We start from the raw sequence: 14,645 nt of genomic DNA on the forward strand, positions 1-14,645 counted from the left end.
TTCGGGGAACTGTAGCACGTAAACAGCCACCGGTGGTGACGCCAGTCAATGACATGGCGACCACGGCGCCGCAGCAGGCAATCGCTTACCCGCGTGGCGGCACCCGTGTGGACAGTGCCTTTCCAACCCTTGACACAGCTTCGTCAACGCCCTTAGGTTGCCCGACACGAGCGTCGAAGTGGTTTCCGAAATTTTCGATAACCGTCGTGCCGCACAGCGGCTGGCACGGCCGCCGAGCGACCTCGCGAGCGCGGCCAAAGGGGTTCGCATGACAAGTCAGAAGCGGGTGACCGCCGGGCCGGTTCCGGAGCAGCGACGAGCAGCCCGACCACCCTGGCCTCGCCCGCGCCGGCCACGGATCCGGCGGCCCCGCCTCCCGCGGCCCCCCGGGCCGCCCGCCGCACCTGGCGTCGGGCGCTGCGTCGCGACTGGCAGCTCTACTCGCTGGCGATCCTGCCGCTGCTGTTCTTCCTGATCTTCCGGTACCTGCCGATGCTCGGCAACGTGATCGCCTTCCGGCGGTTCCGGCCGGGCGGCAGCATCTTCGGCGAGTACTGGGTGGGCCTGCGGTACTTCAAGATGTTCCTCGCCGACCCCACGTTCTGGAACGTCTTCACCAACACCCTGGTGCTGGGCGGGCTGACCCTGCTGTTCTGCTTCCCGCTGCCGATCGTGCTGGCGCTGCTGCTCAACGAGGTGCGCGCCCGCCGGCTCAAGCGGTTCGTGCAGTCCGTGTCCTACCTGCCGCACTTCCTGTCCATCGTGATCGTGGCGGCCATCGTCATGCAGTTGCTCTCCATGGACGGCACCGTGAACCAGTTCGTCCGGGCGGCCGGCGGCGAGGAGATCGCGTTCCTGCAACGGCCCGAGTGGTTCCGCACCATCTACGTCTCCTCGGAGGTGTGGCAGACGGTGGGTTGGGGGACGATCCTCTACCTGGCCGCGCTCACCACCATCGACGACGACCTGTACGAGGCGGCCCGGATCGACGGCGCGAACCGGTGGCGGCAGACCTGGCACGTCACCCTGCCGGGCATCCGGCCGACCATGGTGACACTGCTGATCCTCAACATCGGCACCTTCATGGCGGTCGGGTTCGAGAAGATCCTGCTGTTGTACAACCCGCTGACCTATCCGACCGCCGACGTGATCTCCACATACCTGTTCCGGGTGGGCTTCGCGTCCAGCAACTTCAGCTACGCCGCGGCGATCGGCCTGTTCGAGGCGGTGATCGGGTTGGTCCTGGTGCTGTCGGCCAACCTGATCGCCCGCCGCACGGTGGGGACGAGCCTGTGGTGACCGTCGACGCCGCCGAGCGGGCCACCGAGGTCGGTCCACGACCCCGCCGACGCCGGGGCATCCGGCAGACCCGCGGCTACCGGGTGTTCCAGGTGGTCAACGCGATCATCCTGACCCTCGTGGTGGTGGTCACGCTCTACCCGTTCGTCAACATCGTGGCCCGTTCGATGAGCCATGAGGCGTACATCATCGCCGGGCAGGTGAACCTGGTGCCGCGAGGGTTCACCCTCGACACGTACCAGTTGGTGATGTCCGACCCGCTGTTCTGGACGAACTACCGAAACACGGTGTTCTACACGGTCACCGCGACGCTCATCTCGATCGTGATGACCACCTGTTACGCGTACGTGCTGTCGAAGAAGCACCTCAAGGGGCGCACCGCCCTGATCGGCATCGCGGTCTTCACCATGTTCTTCACCGGCGGGCTGATCCCCAACTACGTGCTGGTGACCAGCCTCGGCCTGAAAAACAGCGTCTGGGCGATCGCGCTGCCCAACGCCATCAACGTGTTCAACCTCCTGGTGATGAAGGCGTTCTTCGAGAGCCTGCCGGTCGAGTTGGAGGAGGCCGCCGCCGTCGACGGGCTCAACACGTACGGCATCCTGCTGCGGATCGTGCTGCCGCTGTCGAAGGCCATCGTCGCCACGATGGTGCTCTTCTACGCGGTGGCCTTCTGGAACTCCTGGTTCGCGGCCTTCCTCTACATGGACCAACAGGAGCTGTGGCCGGTCACCGTGTACCTGCGCAACCTGATCGCCGGCGCCACCGGCGCGGAGAACATCGGAGCCATCGCCGAGGCGAACGAGGTGCAGGCCGAGGCGACGCTCAAGTCCGTGACCATCGTGCTCACCACCCTGCCCATCCTGCTGGTCTATCCCTTCGTCCAGCGGTACTTCGTCCGGGGCATCATGCTCGGCGCGGTGAAGGGCTGAGACCGGCGACCCACCCTCCCACCACCACAGATGAAAGGACCCGCCATGTTCCGCAGATCGTGGCGTCACGCGGCGGCAGCCACCGCCGCGGTACTCGCCCTCACCAGCGTCACCGCCTGTAGCGACGACCCGTCCGACGCGGAGAACCGGGCCGGCGCGATGGAGAACTACGCCGTCGGTACGCAGTTCAAGGCCACCGAGCCGGTCTCCTTTTCCATCCTCTACAACAACCACCCGAACTACCCGCTGAAGAACGACTGGCTGTTCTGGTCGGAGCTGAAGTCGCGGACGAACGTCAGCCTCGAAAAGGTCGCGGTGCCGCTGAGCGACTACAACCAGAAGCGAAGCCTGCTGATCGGCGCCGGTGACGCGCCGTTGCTCATCCCGAAGACGTACCCGCCGGACGTGCACGCGTACGTCTCCTCGGGGGCGATCCTGCCGGTCAGCGACCACCTCGATCTGATGCCGAACCTCAAGGACAAGATCGAAAAGTGGAACCTGCAGCCTGAGCTGGACACGCTGCGCCAGGCGGACGGCAAGTTCTATCTCCTGCCCGGTGTGCACGAGAAGCCCTGGCACGAATACTCCCTGGCGGTCCGCACCGACATCCTCGACGAGCTGAACCTGGAAGTCCCCAAGACCTGGGACGACGTCTACACCATGCTCAAGGCGATGAAGGCGAAGTACCCGAACATCTACCCGTTCTCCGACCGGTACAGCCAGCCCAACCCGGCCGGCAACCTGCTGAACCTCCTGGCCGTGTCGCACGGCCTGGAGGGCGCGGGCTGGAACTTCCAGCACGTGAGCTGGAACGCGCAGGCGCAGAAGTTCGAGTACACCGGCGCCACCGAGCAGTACAAGCAGATGTTGCAGTACCTCAACAAGCTGGTCGCCGAGAAGCTGCTCGACCCGGAGAGCTTCACCCAGACCGACGACCTGGCCCGGCAGAAGCTCGCGAACAGCAAGTCCTTCGTCATCAGCGGCAACGCCCAGGCACTGGTGAACGACTACCGGCCGGACCTGGCCGCAACCAACCCGAAGGCGAAGATCACCAAAATTCCGCTGCCGGTCGGCCCGGCCGGGGAGATCAACCCGGCCAGCCGGCTGGAGAACGGCATGATGATCTCCTCGAAGGCCCGCGACAGCAAGAACTTCGTGGCGATGATGCAGTTCGTCGACTGGCTGTGGTATTCCGACGAGGGCCAGGAGTTCGCCAGGTGGGGCGTGGAGGGCACCACCTTCGTCAAGGACGCCGCCGGCAAGCACAGTCTCGCCAAGGACGTCGACATGATCGGCCTCAACCCGGGCGCGCCCAAGCACCTCCAGAAGGACTTCGGCTTCGCCAACGGGGTGTTCGCCTACGGCGGCAAGCCCGAGTTGGTGCAGGCCTTCTTCTCCCCGGAGGAGCAGGAGTTCCAGCAGGTGATGAACGCCCGGACGCCAAAGTCGCCGCCGCCGCCCTTCCCGCTCAGCGACGAGGAACGGGAGCAGGTGTCACTCTGGGAGACCCCGCTGAAAGATCTCGTGTACCAGGCGACGCTCCAATTCGTCCTCGGGCAGCGTGACCTCGCCCAGTGGGACGCCTACGTGGCGGAGTTGAAGAGCAAGAACATGGACGCCTACCTGGAGACGGTCAACAAGGCGTACGAGCGGTACCGGGAGAAGCACAACTGATGCCTGGCCGGTCCGGTCGTGTCGGCGCGACCGGACCGGCCACCACCTGCGTACCCGGTGCTGATCAAGAGGAGTGAGGATGCACATCCGGTCGGCGGGCCCGCTCCCCCGGCGCGCGTCATGAGCACGGCGGCGCGGCGGGAGTTCGGCGCGGGTCCGCTGTCCCGCGCCGCCGCCCTGATCTACACGCTGCTCGTGGTCGAGTTGCTGCTGCTGCTCTGCGCGGCGCCCGGCCTGGTCGCGCTCTTCGCGTTGGAACGGCACGCGAGCAACCTGCCGCTGGTCGCCGCCTGCGCGGTGCCGCTCGGCCCGGCGTTCTCCGCCGCACTGTACGCGCTGCACCACCAGCGTCTCGACCTGACCGAACTGCACCCGTCGCGGCTGTTCCGGCGCGGCTACCGGGCCAACCTGGCCGGTTCGCTGCTGGTCTGGGTGCCGACGCTGCTGTGGCTGACCGTTATCGCGATCAACCTGGTCAACCTGTCGGCGGCCGGGGTACCCCGCTGGTGGGCGGCGCTGCTGGTGCCGGTCGGCGCGGGGGTGGCCGTGGTCGGGGTCAACGCGCTGGTGATCACCTCGCTGTTCACGTTCCGGGTACGCGACGTCGTCCGGCTGGCCGGGTACTTCGTGCTGCGTACCCCGCAGGTGACGGTCGGCACCGCGCTGCTGCTGGTCGCGGCGACGGTGCTCACCCTGGTCGCGTCGGAGGCGGCGCTCGCCGCGCTCGGTTCGGTGCTGGCGCTGGCGCTGGTCCGCGGCGGCGAACCGATGATCACCACCGTCCGCCAGGAGTTCACCCGGTGAGGCTGCCGGTGACGGACTACGCCTCGCCGGGTCGGCTGAGGGTCACGCCGGGCCGGGCTTCGTGGCGTGAACGCGCTCGATCAGGCCGGCCTTGAGCCGCTCGGTCTCGACGACCCGGAAGCCGGCGGCCCGCACCAGCGGTAGCGGGCGGCGGGTGAAGTGCTCTCCGGCCGTACGCATGGTGATCCGCTCGACCAGCCATTGCAGGGCGTACACCGGTGGCCAGGTGCTGCCGACGTGGTCGAGCAGGAGCAGCCGTCCGCCCGGGACGAGGACCCGTTTCATCTCGTCGAGCGCGGCGGCGGGGTCGGGGATGGTGCACAGCGACAGCGCGCAGACCACGGTGTCGAAGGAGGCCTCGGGGAACGGCAACCGTTCCGCGTCCCCCTCCCGCAGGTCGGCGGGGCGGCCGAGGTCGGCGGCACGCTGCCGGGCGACGGCGAGCATCGCCGGGCTCAGCTCGATTCCGGTGATGTCCGCGTCCGTCGGATAGTGGGGCAGGCTGCGGCCGGTGCCGATGGCGACCTCGAGGACCCGGCCCTGGGCACGCGTGCCGAGCCACTCCCGGCCGCCGCCGAGCAGGCGCCGCTCGGCGAAGCCGATCTGCCGGTCGTAGCTGTCGGCCATCCGGTCCCAGACGCGCCGCTGCCGCGCGGTCGGGTCCTCCTGCCGGTTCGCCTTGGCGGTGTCGCCCACGTCCCACCTTCCCTCGCACGCGCCACTGGCGTGCTCTCACGTGTTAAGAAGGGGCCCCTTTACTACACCAGGCGTTAACAAGGGGCCCTTCCTTCCACCTTGTCAGTGCAGGGGGCGGTGGTGGGCGTCGGGGGTGCCGGACTTGCGGTGGAAGTAGGCGTTGACCTGGTCGCGCCACTCCCGCGCGCAGCGCAGCTGCTCGGTGAGGCGCTCGGTGACCCGGGCGTGCACGTCGGGGTCGATCAGCCCGGCGAGGCGCTGCCAACGCCCGACCGTCTCCTCCACCTCCCGTACGCCGTCGAAGTGGCTGTCGTAGATGTGCTGGATGACCGTCTTGCCGCTGTGCAGCACGTGGTCGTAGGGCACGTGGTGGAAGAAGAGCAGCAGCTCGTCGGGGCACTCGTCGAGCGACTCGTACACCTGCGACCAGGGTGGCGGGTACTGGCCGGTGAAGCCGGTGCCGGTGGCGCGGGTACGGTCCACACCCAGCCCGTCGCGGTCGGCGAAGTGGTACGTGCCCCACGGGGTGTACTCGTACCCGTCCACGTCGGGGCCGTAGTGGTGGCCGGGTCGGACCATGAAGCCCACGCCCAGCGGGGCGGTGTATCGCTCGTAGGTGCGCCACGAGTCGTCCATCACCTCGTGCAACGTCCGCCGCAGCAGCGCGGGACCGGTCGACCGCGCCGGGTCGAAGGTCAGGTCGATCCACTCGTCGAGCACCGCCTCCGGAGTCAGCCCCGGCTCCCAGGCGAGCCGGCCGAAGGCGTACAGGTTGGCCTGGGCCAGCGGATGCCCGGTCCAGAACCGGTCGTCGCCCACGTTGGAGACCGCGACCAGATCACCGCCGTCGGCGGCCACGTCGGCGACCGACCGGCCGCCGTCGCCCCACGGGCGGTACCGCAGCACCTCGCTCCACCACGGGGCCAGATAGCACACGTGCCGCTGCTGGCCGGTGTACTCCTGGGTCACCTGGAACTCCACCGCCAGCCGGGTGCCCGGCATCGCCGCGATCACCGGGGAGACCGGTTCCCGCGCCTGGAAGTCCATCGGGCCGTGCTTGACCTGCAGGATCACGTTGTCCCGAAACCGGCCGTCGAGGGGGGCGAAGTGGTCGAAGGCGGCCCGGGCCCGGTCGGTCGAGCGGTCCCGCCAGTCCTGCCGGTGGTTGTAGACGAAGGCCCGCCAGTGCACCACGCCGCCGTACGGCGCCAGCGCCTCGGCCAGCAGGTTCGCCCCGTCGGCGTGGTCGCGGCCGTAGCTGAACGGCCCGGGCTGCCCTTCCGAGTCGGCCTTCACCAGATAGCCGCCGAAATCCGGGATGCGGGCGTACACCCGGCGGGTGGCCTCGGCCCACCAGGTGCGTACCGCATCGTCGAGCGGGTCGGCGGTGGGCAGGCCGTCGAGGACGACGGGCGCGGCGAAGGTGACCGAGAGGTGCACCCGGATGGCGTACGGCCGCAGTTCGTCGGCGATCTCGGCCACGTCGTCGAGCCGGTCGGTCAGCAGCCGGGCCTCGGTGGCGTGCACGTTGACGTTGTTCACCGCCACCGCGTTGACGCCGCACGCCGCCAGCAGCCGCGCGTACGCCCGCGCCCGGGCGCGGTCGCGCCGGGGTCGCCCGTCGCGCCAGAAGATCGACCCGCCGGCGTAGCCGCGTTCGACCTGCCCCATCACCGGATGCGGGTCGACGTTGTCCCAGTGGTCCAGCATCCGCCGGCCCAGCGCCGGGCGGTGCACCCGCACCGGGCACTCCGGGCCGAAGGCCGCCTCGCCGAGGCGCACCACCTGGAACAGTCCGTAGAGGAGCCCGGCGGGCGCGTCGGCCAGCACCACGGTGACCTGGCCGTGACGGGTCAGCGCGAAGCCCTCGGCACCGAGCGCCGCGCCGGCGAGGTCGACGTGCGCCGCCCGAACGGCGTCGAGGTCGACCTGCGCCGCCGGTACCGCGTCGGGGTCGGTGTCGGACGCCGCGATGGGTTCGCGGACGTCGTCGGGCCGACGGTCGGCCGCCGGCAGCGCCGGAGTCAGGGCGAGCACCAGGTCGGCCGGCCGAGCGTCGGGCTCGTCGGTCGCCCGCCGGACGGCGCCGCCGTGCCCGGCGCAGGCCCGCTCGACCTCTCCGAACACCGTGTCGACGAGCGGCCCGTCGCCGGAGACGAGGGTGTGCCGGGAACCGACGGCGCGAAACGCCTCCGGTGGCAGCCAGGCCGGGTGTACGTCGGGAGCGACGTCGGGTGGGATCACGGGCATTCGGCGGCGATACCGTCGCATTGCGCAGATCGTAATGATTCCTCCGAATGCGTCAAGGTGCTTCCGGAAGTCGCGCCCCCGGCTTCTCCCCACGCTGCCGGGGGCGCCGCGTCGTTTGCCGGGCCTTTTCCCGGGTAGACGCCCGGTCCGTGGTGAGAAGGGGGCCGGCGAGGTGGACAACGACCAGTTCATCGACTCCGTGGCGCGCCGCACCGGAGCGTCGGCCGAGCAGGCCGCCGCCCTCGCGCGGGCCACGCTGACCACCCTCGCCGAGCGGATCGACGGCGGTGAGGCGCGGGACCTGGCCGACCGGCTGCCCGAAGCGCTGCGGGCGTACGCCTTCGCCCCGGACGAGAGCGCCGAGCCGTTCGGGCTCGACGTGTTCGTGCAGCGGGTCGGTGGGCGGGCGGACGTCGAGCCCGACCTGGCGCAGGCCGGCATCCGGGCGGTCTTCGACACGATCCGCGACAGCATCGACGCGGGCGACTACGACGACGTCATCGCGCAACTGCCCGCCGAGCTGTGGCAGGTGGCCAACCCGGCCCCGCCCTACGACCGGTAAGGCGCCCCGGCGCTACGGGGCGGCCGGTTCCAGGTACACCGGCAGGTGGTGTCCCGCCCTGGCCACGAACATGGCCACCTCGTACGCCATGTCCCCCACCTCGGCGTCACCGTCGATGCCGACGGCGAGCACCGCGCCGTTGCCGGTCGTGGCGTGGAACAGGAACGCCCGCGACATCTGCACGACGACCTGGTGCAACTCGCCGTCGCCACACACCCGGGCGGCGGCCAGGCCGAGCGCCTGTAGGCCGCAGACCATGCTGGACAACTGGGTGGCGAGTTCGTCGTCGATGCCACGGGACGCGCCCAGCAGGAGCCCGTCCGGCGAGAGCACCACCGCGAACTGCGCACCCGGTACCCGGTCGACGATGTCGTCGAGCGCACGTCCGAGGTTGTCGGCGGTGGCCACAGCAGGGGTCATGGAGTTGTCCTCTCGGATCGGCGATACTGACGGATGCCTCTGCCCACCAGGGACGATGCTGGTGTTGCCGATGTCGATCCCGAGGGCGTACGGCATCTGCCTTCTTCCTTGCTCGCTCGCGCGTCGGTGGGGTGATTGGACGCCCGACCGTACGGGGATGCCCCCGGGGATCCCGCACGGGCCCTACGTTCGTACCAGAGATCGCCATCGCATCAGGAGCCCCAACTTCAGCCGATCCCCGTCCCCCCATCCCCCTAACGTACGAGGGGGCGCTGGTCCCTGACCGGGCGGGGGCGGGTTGCGGATTCACTCTCGATACCCCTGCCGCTCACCGGGCGTAGCGTCGTCGGCGATCAGCGGTCGCTGACCCACGACGGAGGAGAACCACCGAGATGGTGCCGCCAGGCCACGCAGCACGCCGAGTCCACCGTTGACCTCGATCAGCAGCGGGTCGGGGACCCGGGTGTCGGCGGCCGGGCGGCGGACCGGGATCGGGCTCTTCGGCATCATGTCCCGGTGACACCGTCGGACGCGTCGAGGTTTTGTCCAGCGACAGTGGAACCAGCACGACGCTGGCGGTGTCCAGACAGTGACCGCACCGGGAGGTTCCACTGGACGACGAGGAGTGCGTCACCCGAGCTCAGGCAGGTGACCTGGGGGCGTACGAGTCCCTGGTCGCCCGGCACACCGCGTCCGCGTACCGGACCGCGGTGCTGCTCGGCGCGGGTTCGGACGCGGAGGACGTCATCCAGGAGGCGTTCGTGAAGGGGTACCGGAAGCTGTCCCGCTATCGCGGGGACTCGTCGTTTCGGTCCTGGCTGTTGGCGATCGTGGCGAACGAGACCCGCAACCTGCACCGGTCACGGGACCGACGTCACGGGTTGGTGCTGCGGGCCGCGCGGGTGGCGCCGGGCTCGGAAGCCGAGGACGGGTCGGTCGGCGCGGTCCTGGCCGGGGAACGGCGGGCCGCGCTGGTCCGGGCGCTGCGGCTGCTACCGGAGAAGGACCGCGAGGTGATCGTCTGCCGCTACTTCCTCGACCTGAGCGAGGACGAGACGGTGGCCATGCTGGGCTGGCCCCGGGGCACGGTGAAGTCCCGGACCTCCCGGGCCCTGGTGAAGCTGCGCGGTCTGCTCGACGTCCAGGAGCTGAGCCGTGGATGACCTGGAGCGGGAGCTGCGCGCACTGTCCGGGTGGCTGGAGACACCCGAGCCGCCGGAGGTGGCCGCCCAGGTGCGCGCCCGGCTCGTCGCCACGAGCGCCCCGGCCGTCCGCCGACACCGATGGCGGTACGCCCTCGCGGCGGCGCTGGCCGCCCTGCTCGTCGCGCTGCTGCCGCCGGGCCGGGCCGCCGTCGCCGACACGGTGACCGGGCTGCTGCGCTTCGCCGGGATCATCATCAGCACCTCCTCCGCACCGGTGCTGCCGACCGGCTCCCCGTCGCCGCTGCCCGCGCAGCGGCCGGTCGGGCTGGACGAGGCCCAGCGGTCGGTGCGGTTCCCGATCCGGCTGCCGGCCGCGCTGGGGCCGCCCGATCGGGTGCTGGTGGCCGACCCGGACGACAGCGGCGGCCATCGGGTGGCGAGCCTGCTCTACCAGGGCGGCGAGCTGCGCCTGGACGCCTTCGACGGTCGCCTCGATCCGGTCTTCTTCAAGGAGGTCGCCAGCGCGCGAACGGAGTGGACGCAGGTCGGCGCCGCATCGGCGATCTGGGTCGGTGAGCCGCACCCGGTGTCGTACCTGGACCGCGCCGGCACGCTGCGGCAGGAGAGCGCCCGGCTGTCCGCCGCCACCTTGATCTGGGAGGACGCGGGGGTGGTCTACCGGCTGGAGGGCGAGCTGACCATGACCGAGGCGGTCGCGATCGCCACCTCGTTGGCGTGACCCGGCTCGACGCCGAGCCCTCTTTCCGTGACGGAGTTCCTACCGGGAGTTTTCCGATAAGCCGGAGCCGCACACTCCGACGGGAGACGGAGTGAACCGGTCACCGTCGGCTCGCTGGCCTCGCCACCAACGCTTCGCGCCCGGCGCCGCGCCGCCACACTCGACGGACCGGGCCGGAAGTTTCGGAAACGTGTCTTGTGTTTTCCCGTTCGGTCTGCGACTGTTTGGCCGTCGGTGGCCCGGGTCGTTCCGGTCGACCGCGATGTGGCCGCGAGCCGAGCACCGGACCAGCGCCTGTCGACCGGAGGGAAGCCTCCGGTCTGCCTTTGAATGCCCTGGTCGGTAGCTCCGTTCGCCGGAGGGAGTTTCAGGTGGACAGCCTCGGCAGGAAGGAACACTGATGAGGGCGAGAAAGCTACTGGCGGTAGCCCTGGCGACAGGCATGCTGGCTACGGCCGCCTGCGGCGGCGACTCGGAGAACCGGGACAGTGACGGCAACGTCACGATGAGCTTCTGGCACAACGCCACCACCGGGCCGGGCAAGGCCTTCTGGGAGAAGACGGTCGCCGACTTCGAAGCCGCCAACTCGGGCGTGAAGATCGAAATCCAGTCCATCCAGAACGAGGACCTGGACGGCAAGCTCCAGACCGCGCTCAACTCCGGCGACGCCCCCGACGTCTTCATGCAGCGCGGCGGCGGCAAGATGGCCGCGATGGTCAAGGCCGGCCAGCTGATGGACATCACCGGCTCGATCACCGACGAGACCAAGAAGGTGATCTCGGAGGGGTCCTTCACCGCCCAGACGATCGACGGCAAGGTCTACGCGATGCCGGTGGCGGTTCTGCCCGGTGGCTTCTTCTACAGCAAGGACCTGTTCGCCAAGGCCGGCATCACGCAGACGCCGACCACGCTCGCCGACCTTCAGAACGCCGTGACGAAGCTGAAGGCGGCGAACATCCAGCCGATCGCCCTCGGCGCCAAGGACGCCTGGCCGGCCGCGTTCTACTACTACTTCTTCGCGCTGCGCGAGTGCAGCTCGGAGACGATCACCCAGGCCGGCCAGACGATGAACTTCGACGACCCCTGCTGGTTGAAGGCCGGTCAGGACGTGCAGAGCTTCGCCGGGGCGAAGCCGTTCAACAACGGCTTCCTGACCACGTCGGCGCAGCAGGGCGCCGGCAGCTCCGCCGGTCTGCTCGCCAACCACAAGGCGGCGATGGAGCTGATGGGTGCCTGGAACCCTGGCGTCATCGCCTCCCTGACCCCGGACGAGAAGCCGCTGCCCGACCTGGACTGGTTCCCCTTCCCCAGCATCGAGGGCGGTGCCGGTCAGCCCGGCGCCATTCTCGGCGGCGTCGACGGTTACTCCTGCTCGGCCCAGGCCCCCAAGACGGAGTGCAGCGCCTTCCTGAACTACATGGCGCGCACGGACGTGCAGAAGGCCTACTACGAGGCGTTCAACGCTCCGCCGGTCAACAGCGAGGCGCAGGCCGCAGTCGAGGAGCCGCACCTGAAGTCGATCCTCACCGCCTACAGCCAGGCGCCGTTCGTCTCCCAGTGGCTCGACACGGTCTACGGGCAGAACGTCGGCAACGCGCTGAACAGCGCCGTGGTGAACATGCTGGCCGGCAAGGGCGACCCGCAGAGCATCGTGGACGCGGTCAAGACCGCCGCCAAGAGGGCTCAGTAGCCCGACCGCCATGTCTGACACGCAACACGAGAGCGTACGGCTCGCGCCGGACCCGTCCCCGGGTCTGACGACGGTCGGGGGTGACACGCCGGTCGTGTCGCCCCCGGCCGGGCGCCGGACACGCAGGGGCATCGGCTGGCCGGCCCGGCTGGAGATCGCGCTGATGACAGGGCCGACACTGGTCGTGTTCCTGTCCTTCGTCATCCTCCCCGTGGCCATGGCGGCCTACTACGGCTTCTTCAGCTGGCAGGGTTACGGGCCGGCCGAAGACTTCGTCGGCTTCCGCAACTACCTGCTCATCTTCGAGGACAGCACCTTCCTCGCCGCCCTGCGCCACAACGGCATCATCGTGGTGTTGTCGCTGCTGCTCCAGGGGCCGGCGGCCGTCCTGCTCGCCCTGCTGCTGAACCGGCAGATCCGGGGGCAGACGCTCATCCGGGTGCTCATCTTCGTCCCCTATGTGATCTCCGAGGTGGTCGTCGGCACCGGTTGGAGCCTGATGCTGCACGGCGACGGCGTCGTCAACGCCGTCCTCGGGAAGATCGGGCTGGGCTGGCTGCAGAGCGAATGGCTCTCCGACCCCAAGATCGCGATCTGGACGCTGATGGGCATCCTCACCTGGAAGTACATCGGCTTCGCCGTGATCCTCTTTCTCGCCGGGTTGCAGGGCATCCCGGAGGAGCTGACGGAGGCCGCGGCGATCGACGGGGCGTCGTACTGGCAGATCCAGCGTCGCATCACGTTGCCACTGCTCGGGCCGACGATCCGCATCTGGGCCTTCCTGTCGATGATCGGCGCGCTGCAGCTGTTCGACCTGGTCTACATCATCTGGGGCCAGTACATCGCGGACACCGCCGGCACGTCGACGATGGCCACCTACATGGTCGCCAACGGCCGGACCGCCGGAGAGTACGGGTACGGCAACGCGGTCGCCGTGGTCCTGTTCGTCGTCTCGCTCGTCGCCGCTCTGTTCTACCAGCGGTTCGTCCTGCGCCGGGACACCGAAGGCGCGATCACCGGAGGGAGGAACTGATGGCCGCGACCGCCGTGTTCGGGCGCCGGGCGAGGCGACCCCGCCAGCGGCTGGCGTGGGGTAGCCCGTCTGTCTACTTCGTCGCGTTGCTGCTCATCGGGATGATGCTGGCACCGGTCGTCTACATCATCCTCGGTGGTTTCCGCACGAATGCGCAGATCACCACCGATCCCGCCGGGTGGCCCAGCCCCTGGAAGGTCAACAACTACCTCGACGTGCTGACCGGGACGACGTTCTGGCGTCAGGTGTTCAACTCCACCCTCGTCGCCGTGTTCACCACGGTGGGCGTGGTCACCCTCGGTCTGATGACGAGCTACATCATCGCCCGCTACCGGTTCCGGGGGCGGGGGGCGATGTACTCGCTCTTCGCCGCCGGTCTGATGTTCCCGCTGACCGTGGCGATCACCCCGCTGTACGTCCTGATCAAGAATCTCGGGTTGATGAACACGCTGCCGGGGGTGATCCTCCCGCAGATCGGGTTCGCCATCCCGATGACGATCATCATCCTGGTCCCCTTCGTACGGGCGATCCCCGACGAGATCCAGGAGGCGGCGTCGATCGACGGCTGCGGCCGGCTGGGCTTCTTCTGGCGGATGGTGCTGCCGCTGGCCATGCCGGGGGTCATCACCGTGGGCATCCTGACCTTCATCCAGAGTTGGAACGGATACCTGCTTCCGCTGTTCATCCTGAACCGGGAGGAAACCTTCACCCTGCCGCTCGGCGTGCAGGCCTTCGCCTCGCAGTACTCGGTCGACACGGCCAAGGTCCTGGCGTTCACGTCGCTGTCGATGATCCCGGCCCTGCTCTTCTTCAGCCTGTTCCAACGGCGGATCGTCGGCGGGCTGACCGGAGCCGTCAAGGGGTGACCCTGGACTCCCTGCTCAGCTGGTTGGCCGGCGGCGTGCTGTTAGCTCGCCGCCGGCCTCGTCACCACCCTGCTGCCCCGCCGGCGGGCCCGTGCGGAGCAGGCCCGGGTGGCCTGGTCGACCGCGCGCGCGGCGATCGACAGCGCCACGGTCAGCCGCGACGCGACCAGGGCGCGGGTGCCCGAGGCCGAGCGCCTGCTGGCCCGCGCCGAGTTCCTCGCCGCCGAGCGGGGCGGCGCTCACCGCCGCCACCGCCGCCCTCGCCCAGCAGATCATCGACCTCGACCAGCGGTACGGCGCCGACGCCCGCCCGGCTTACCTGCGGCTGGCCAGCGACTACGCCCGGCTGCTCGACGAGGTGACGGCGATCGAGGGGGCCGACGAGACGGGCGTACGCCGGCTGCGCGGCCAGGTCGGCACCCTCAGCCGGAAGGCGTCCCGGCTCGCGGGCAGGCCCTGAGGTTTGCTGGGCGCCCACTCGGCGAGGCAGAAGCGACGAACGAGGTGCGCAACGGGTAACCCGGCGGGGAGCAGA

15 protein-coding genes are annotated in these 14,645 nt (G+C 69.5%); 11 read left to right on the forward strand and 4 right to left on the reverse strand.

Annotated elements, in window-relative coordinates; all coding sequences use genetic code 11:
- Positions 1-492: 492 nt before the first annotated feature.
- The 4 genes from IEY61_RS20480 (at position 493) to IEY61_RS20495 (ending at position 4,709) form a co-directional block, all read left to right on the forward strand.
- Complete coding sequence (locus tag IEY61_RS20480) at positions 493-1,299, forward strand: ABC transporter permease (RefSeq protein ID WP_229706191.1); 807 nt, start codon at positions 493-495, stop codon at positions 1,297-1,299.
- Positions 1,296-2,231: a carbohydrate ABC transporter permease gene (locus IEY61_RS20485; protein ID WP_229706193.1), complete on the forward strand. Its 936-nt coding sequence runs from the start codon at positions 1,296-1,298 to the stop codon at positions 2,229-2,231. Before IEY61_RS20480 ends, IEY61_RS20485 begins: the two co-directional genes overlap by 4 nt.
- Positions 2,232-2,276: 45 nt before the next feature.
- Positions 2,277-3,905 (forward strand): ABC transporter substrate-binding protein, encoded by a 1,629-nt coding sequence (locus IEY61_RS20490; RefSeq protein ID WP_189046744.1) that lies wholly within the window; start codon positions 2,277-2,279, stop codon positions 3,903-3,905.
- Positions 3,906-4,025: 120 nt separating this feature from the next.
- Complete coding sequence (locus IEY61_RS20495; RefSeq protein WP_189046746.1) at positions 4,026-4,709, forward strand: hypothetical protein; 684 nt, start codon at positions 4,026-4,028, stop codon at positions 4,707-4,709.
- A 42-nt stretch (positions 4,710-4,751) separates the two neighbouring features.
- Here the strand turns inward: IEY61_RS20495 and IEY61_RS20500 are convergent, their stop codons facing one another.
- Positions 4,752-5,405: a class I SAM-dependent methyltransferase gene (locus IEY61_RS20500; RefSeq protein WP_229706195.1), complete on the reverse strand. Its 654-nt coding sequence runs from the start codon at positions 5,403-5,405 to the stop codon at positions 4,752-4,754.
- Positions 5,406-5,507: 102 nt separating this feature from the next.
- Positions 5,508-7,655: an alpha-glucuronidase gene (locus IEY61_RS20505; protein WP_229706197.1), complete on the reverse strand. Its 2,148-nt coding sequence runs from the start codon at positions 7,653-7,655 to the stop codon at positions 5,508-5,510.
- A gap of 172 nt (positions 7,656-7,827) precedes the next feature.
- On the opposite strand from IEY61_RS20505, the gene IEY61_RS20510 reads away from it, so the two are divergent.
- Entirely contained in the window at positions 7,828-8,217 is a 390-nt protein-coding gene (locus tag IEY61_RS20510; RefSeq protein WP_229706199.1) for a DUF2267 domain-containing protein, read from the forward strand.
- Between the two features lie 12 nt (positions 8,218-8,229).
- Here IEY61_RS20510 and IEY61_RS20515 read toward each other — a convergent pair whose 3' ends face one another.
- Both IEY61_RS20515 and IEY61_RS20520 read right to left on the reverse strand, forming a co-directional pair.
- Entirely contained in the window at positions 8,230-8,637 is a 408-nt protein-coding gene (locus IEY61_RS20515) for a roadblock/LC7 domain-containing protein (RefSeq protein WP_189046752.1), read from the reverse strand.
- A 306-nt stretch (positions 8,638-8,943) separates the two neighbouring features.
- Positions 8,944-9,144: a hypothetical protein gene (locus IEY61_RS20520; protein ID WP_229706201.1), complete on the reverse strand. Its 201-nt coding sequence runs from the start codon at positions 9,142-9,144 to the stop codon at positions 8,944-8,946.
- Positions 9,145-9,347: 203 nt separating this feature from the next.
- On the opposite strand from IEY61_RS20520, the gene IEY61_RS20525 reads away from it, so the two are divergent.
- From IEY61_RS20525 to IEY61_RS20550, 6 genes are all read left to right on the forward strand, one after another.
- Complete coding sequence (locus tag IEY61_RS20525; RefSeq protein ID WP_229706204.1) at positions 9,348-9,800, forward strand: RNA polymerase sigma factor; 453 nt, start codon at positions 9,348-9,350, stop codon at positions 9,798-9,800.
- On the forward strand, positions 9,793-10,521 hold the full coding sequence (locus IEY61_RS20530) for a hypothetical protein (protein WP_189046756.1): 729 nt from the start codon (positions 9,793-9,795) through the stop codon (positions 10,519-10,521). The genes IEY61_RS20525 and IEY61_RS20530 overlap by 8 nt, the downstream gene beginning before the upstream one ends.
- A gap of 400 nt (positions 10,522-10,921) precedes the next feature.
- Positions 10,922-12,211, forward strand: coding sequence for an ABC transporter substrate-binding protein (locus IEY61_RS20535; protein ID WP_189046758.1), 1,290 nt, complete (start codon positions 10,922-10,924; stop codon positions 12,209-12,211).
- A 10-nt stretch (positions 12,212-12,221) separates the two neighbouring features.
- Positions 12,222-13,244 carry a carbohydrate ABC transporter permease gene (locus tag IEY61_RS20540; protein ID WP_189046760.1) on the forward strand — a complete coding sequence of 341 codons (1,023 nt, stop codon included), beginning with the start codon at positions 12,222-12,224 and terminating at the stop codon, positions 13,242-13,244.
- Entirely contained in the window at positions 13,244-14,110 is an 867-nt protein-coding gene (locus IEY61_RS20545; protein ID WP_189046762.1) for a carbohydrate ABC transporter permease, read from the forward strand. The genes IEY61_RS20540 and IEY61_RS20545 overlap by 1 nt, the downstream gene beginning before the upstream one ends.
- A gap of 108 nt (positions 14,111-14,218) precedes the next feature.
- On the forward strand, positions 14,219-14,629 hold the full coding sequence (locus IEY61_RS20550; protein ID WP_229706208.1) for a DUF6403 family protein: 411 nt from the start codon (positions 14,219-14,221) through the stop codon (positions 14,627-14,629).
- Positions 14,630-14,645 lie beyond the last annotated feature (16 nt).

It is taken from the genome of Micromonospora sonchi, from assembly GCF_014646235.1.
Taxonomy (GTDB): Bacteria; Actinomycetota; Actinomycetes; order Mycobacteriales; family Micromonosporaceae; genus Micromonospora; species Micromonospora sonchi.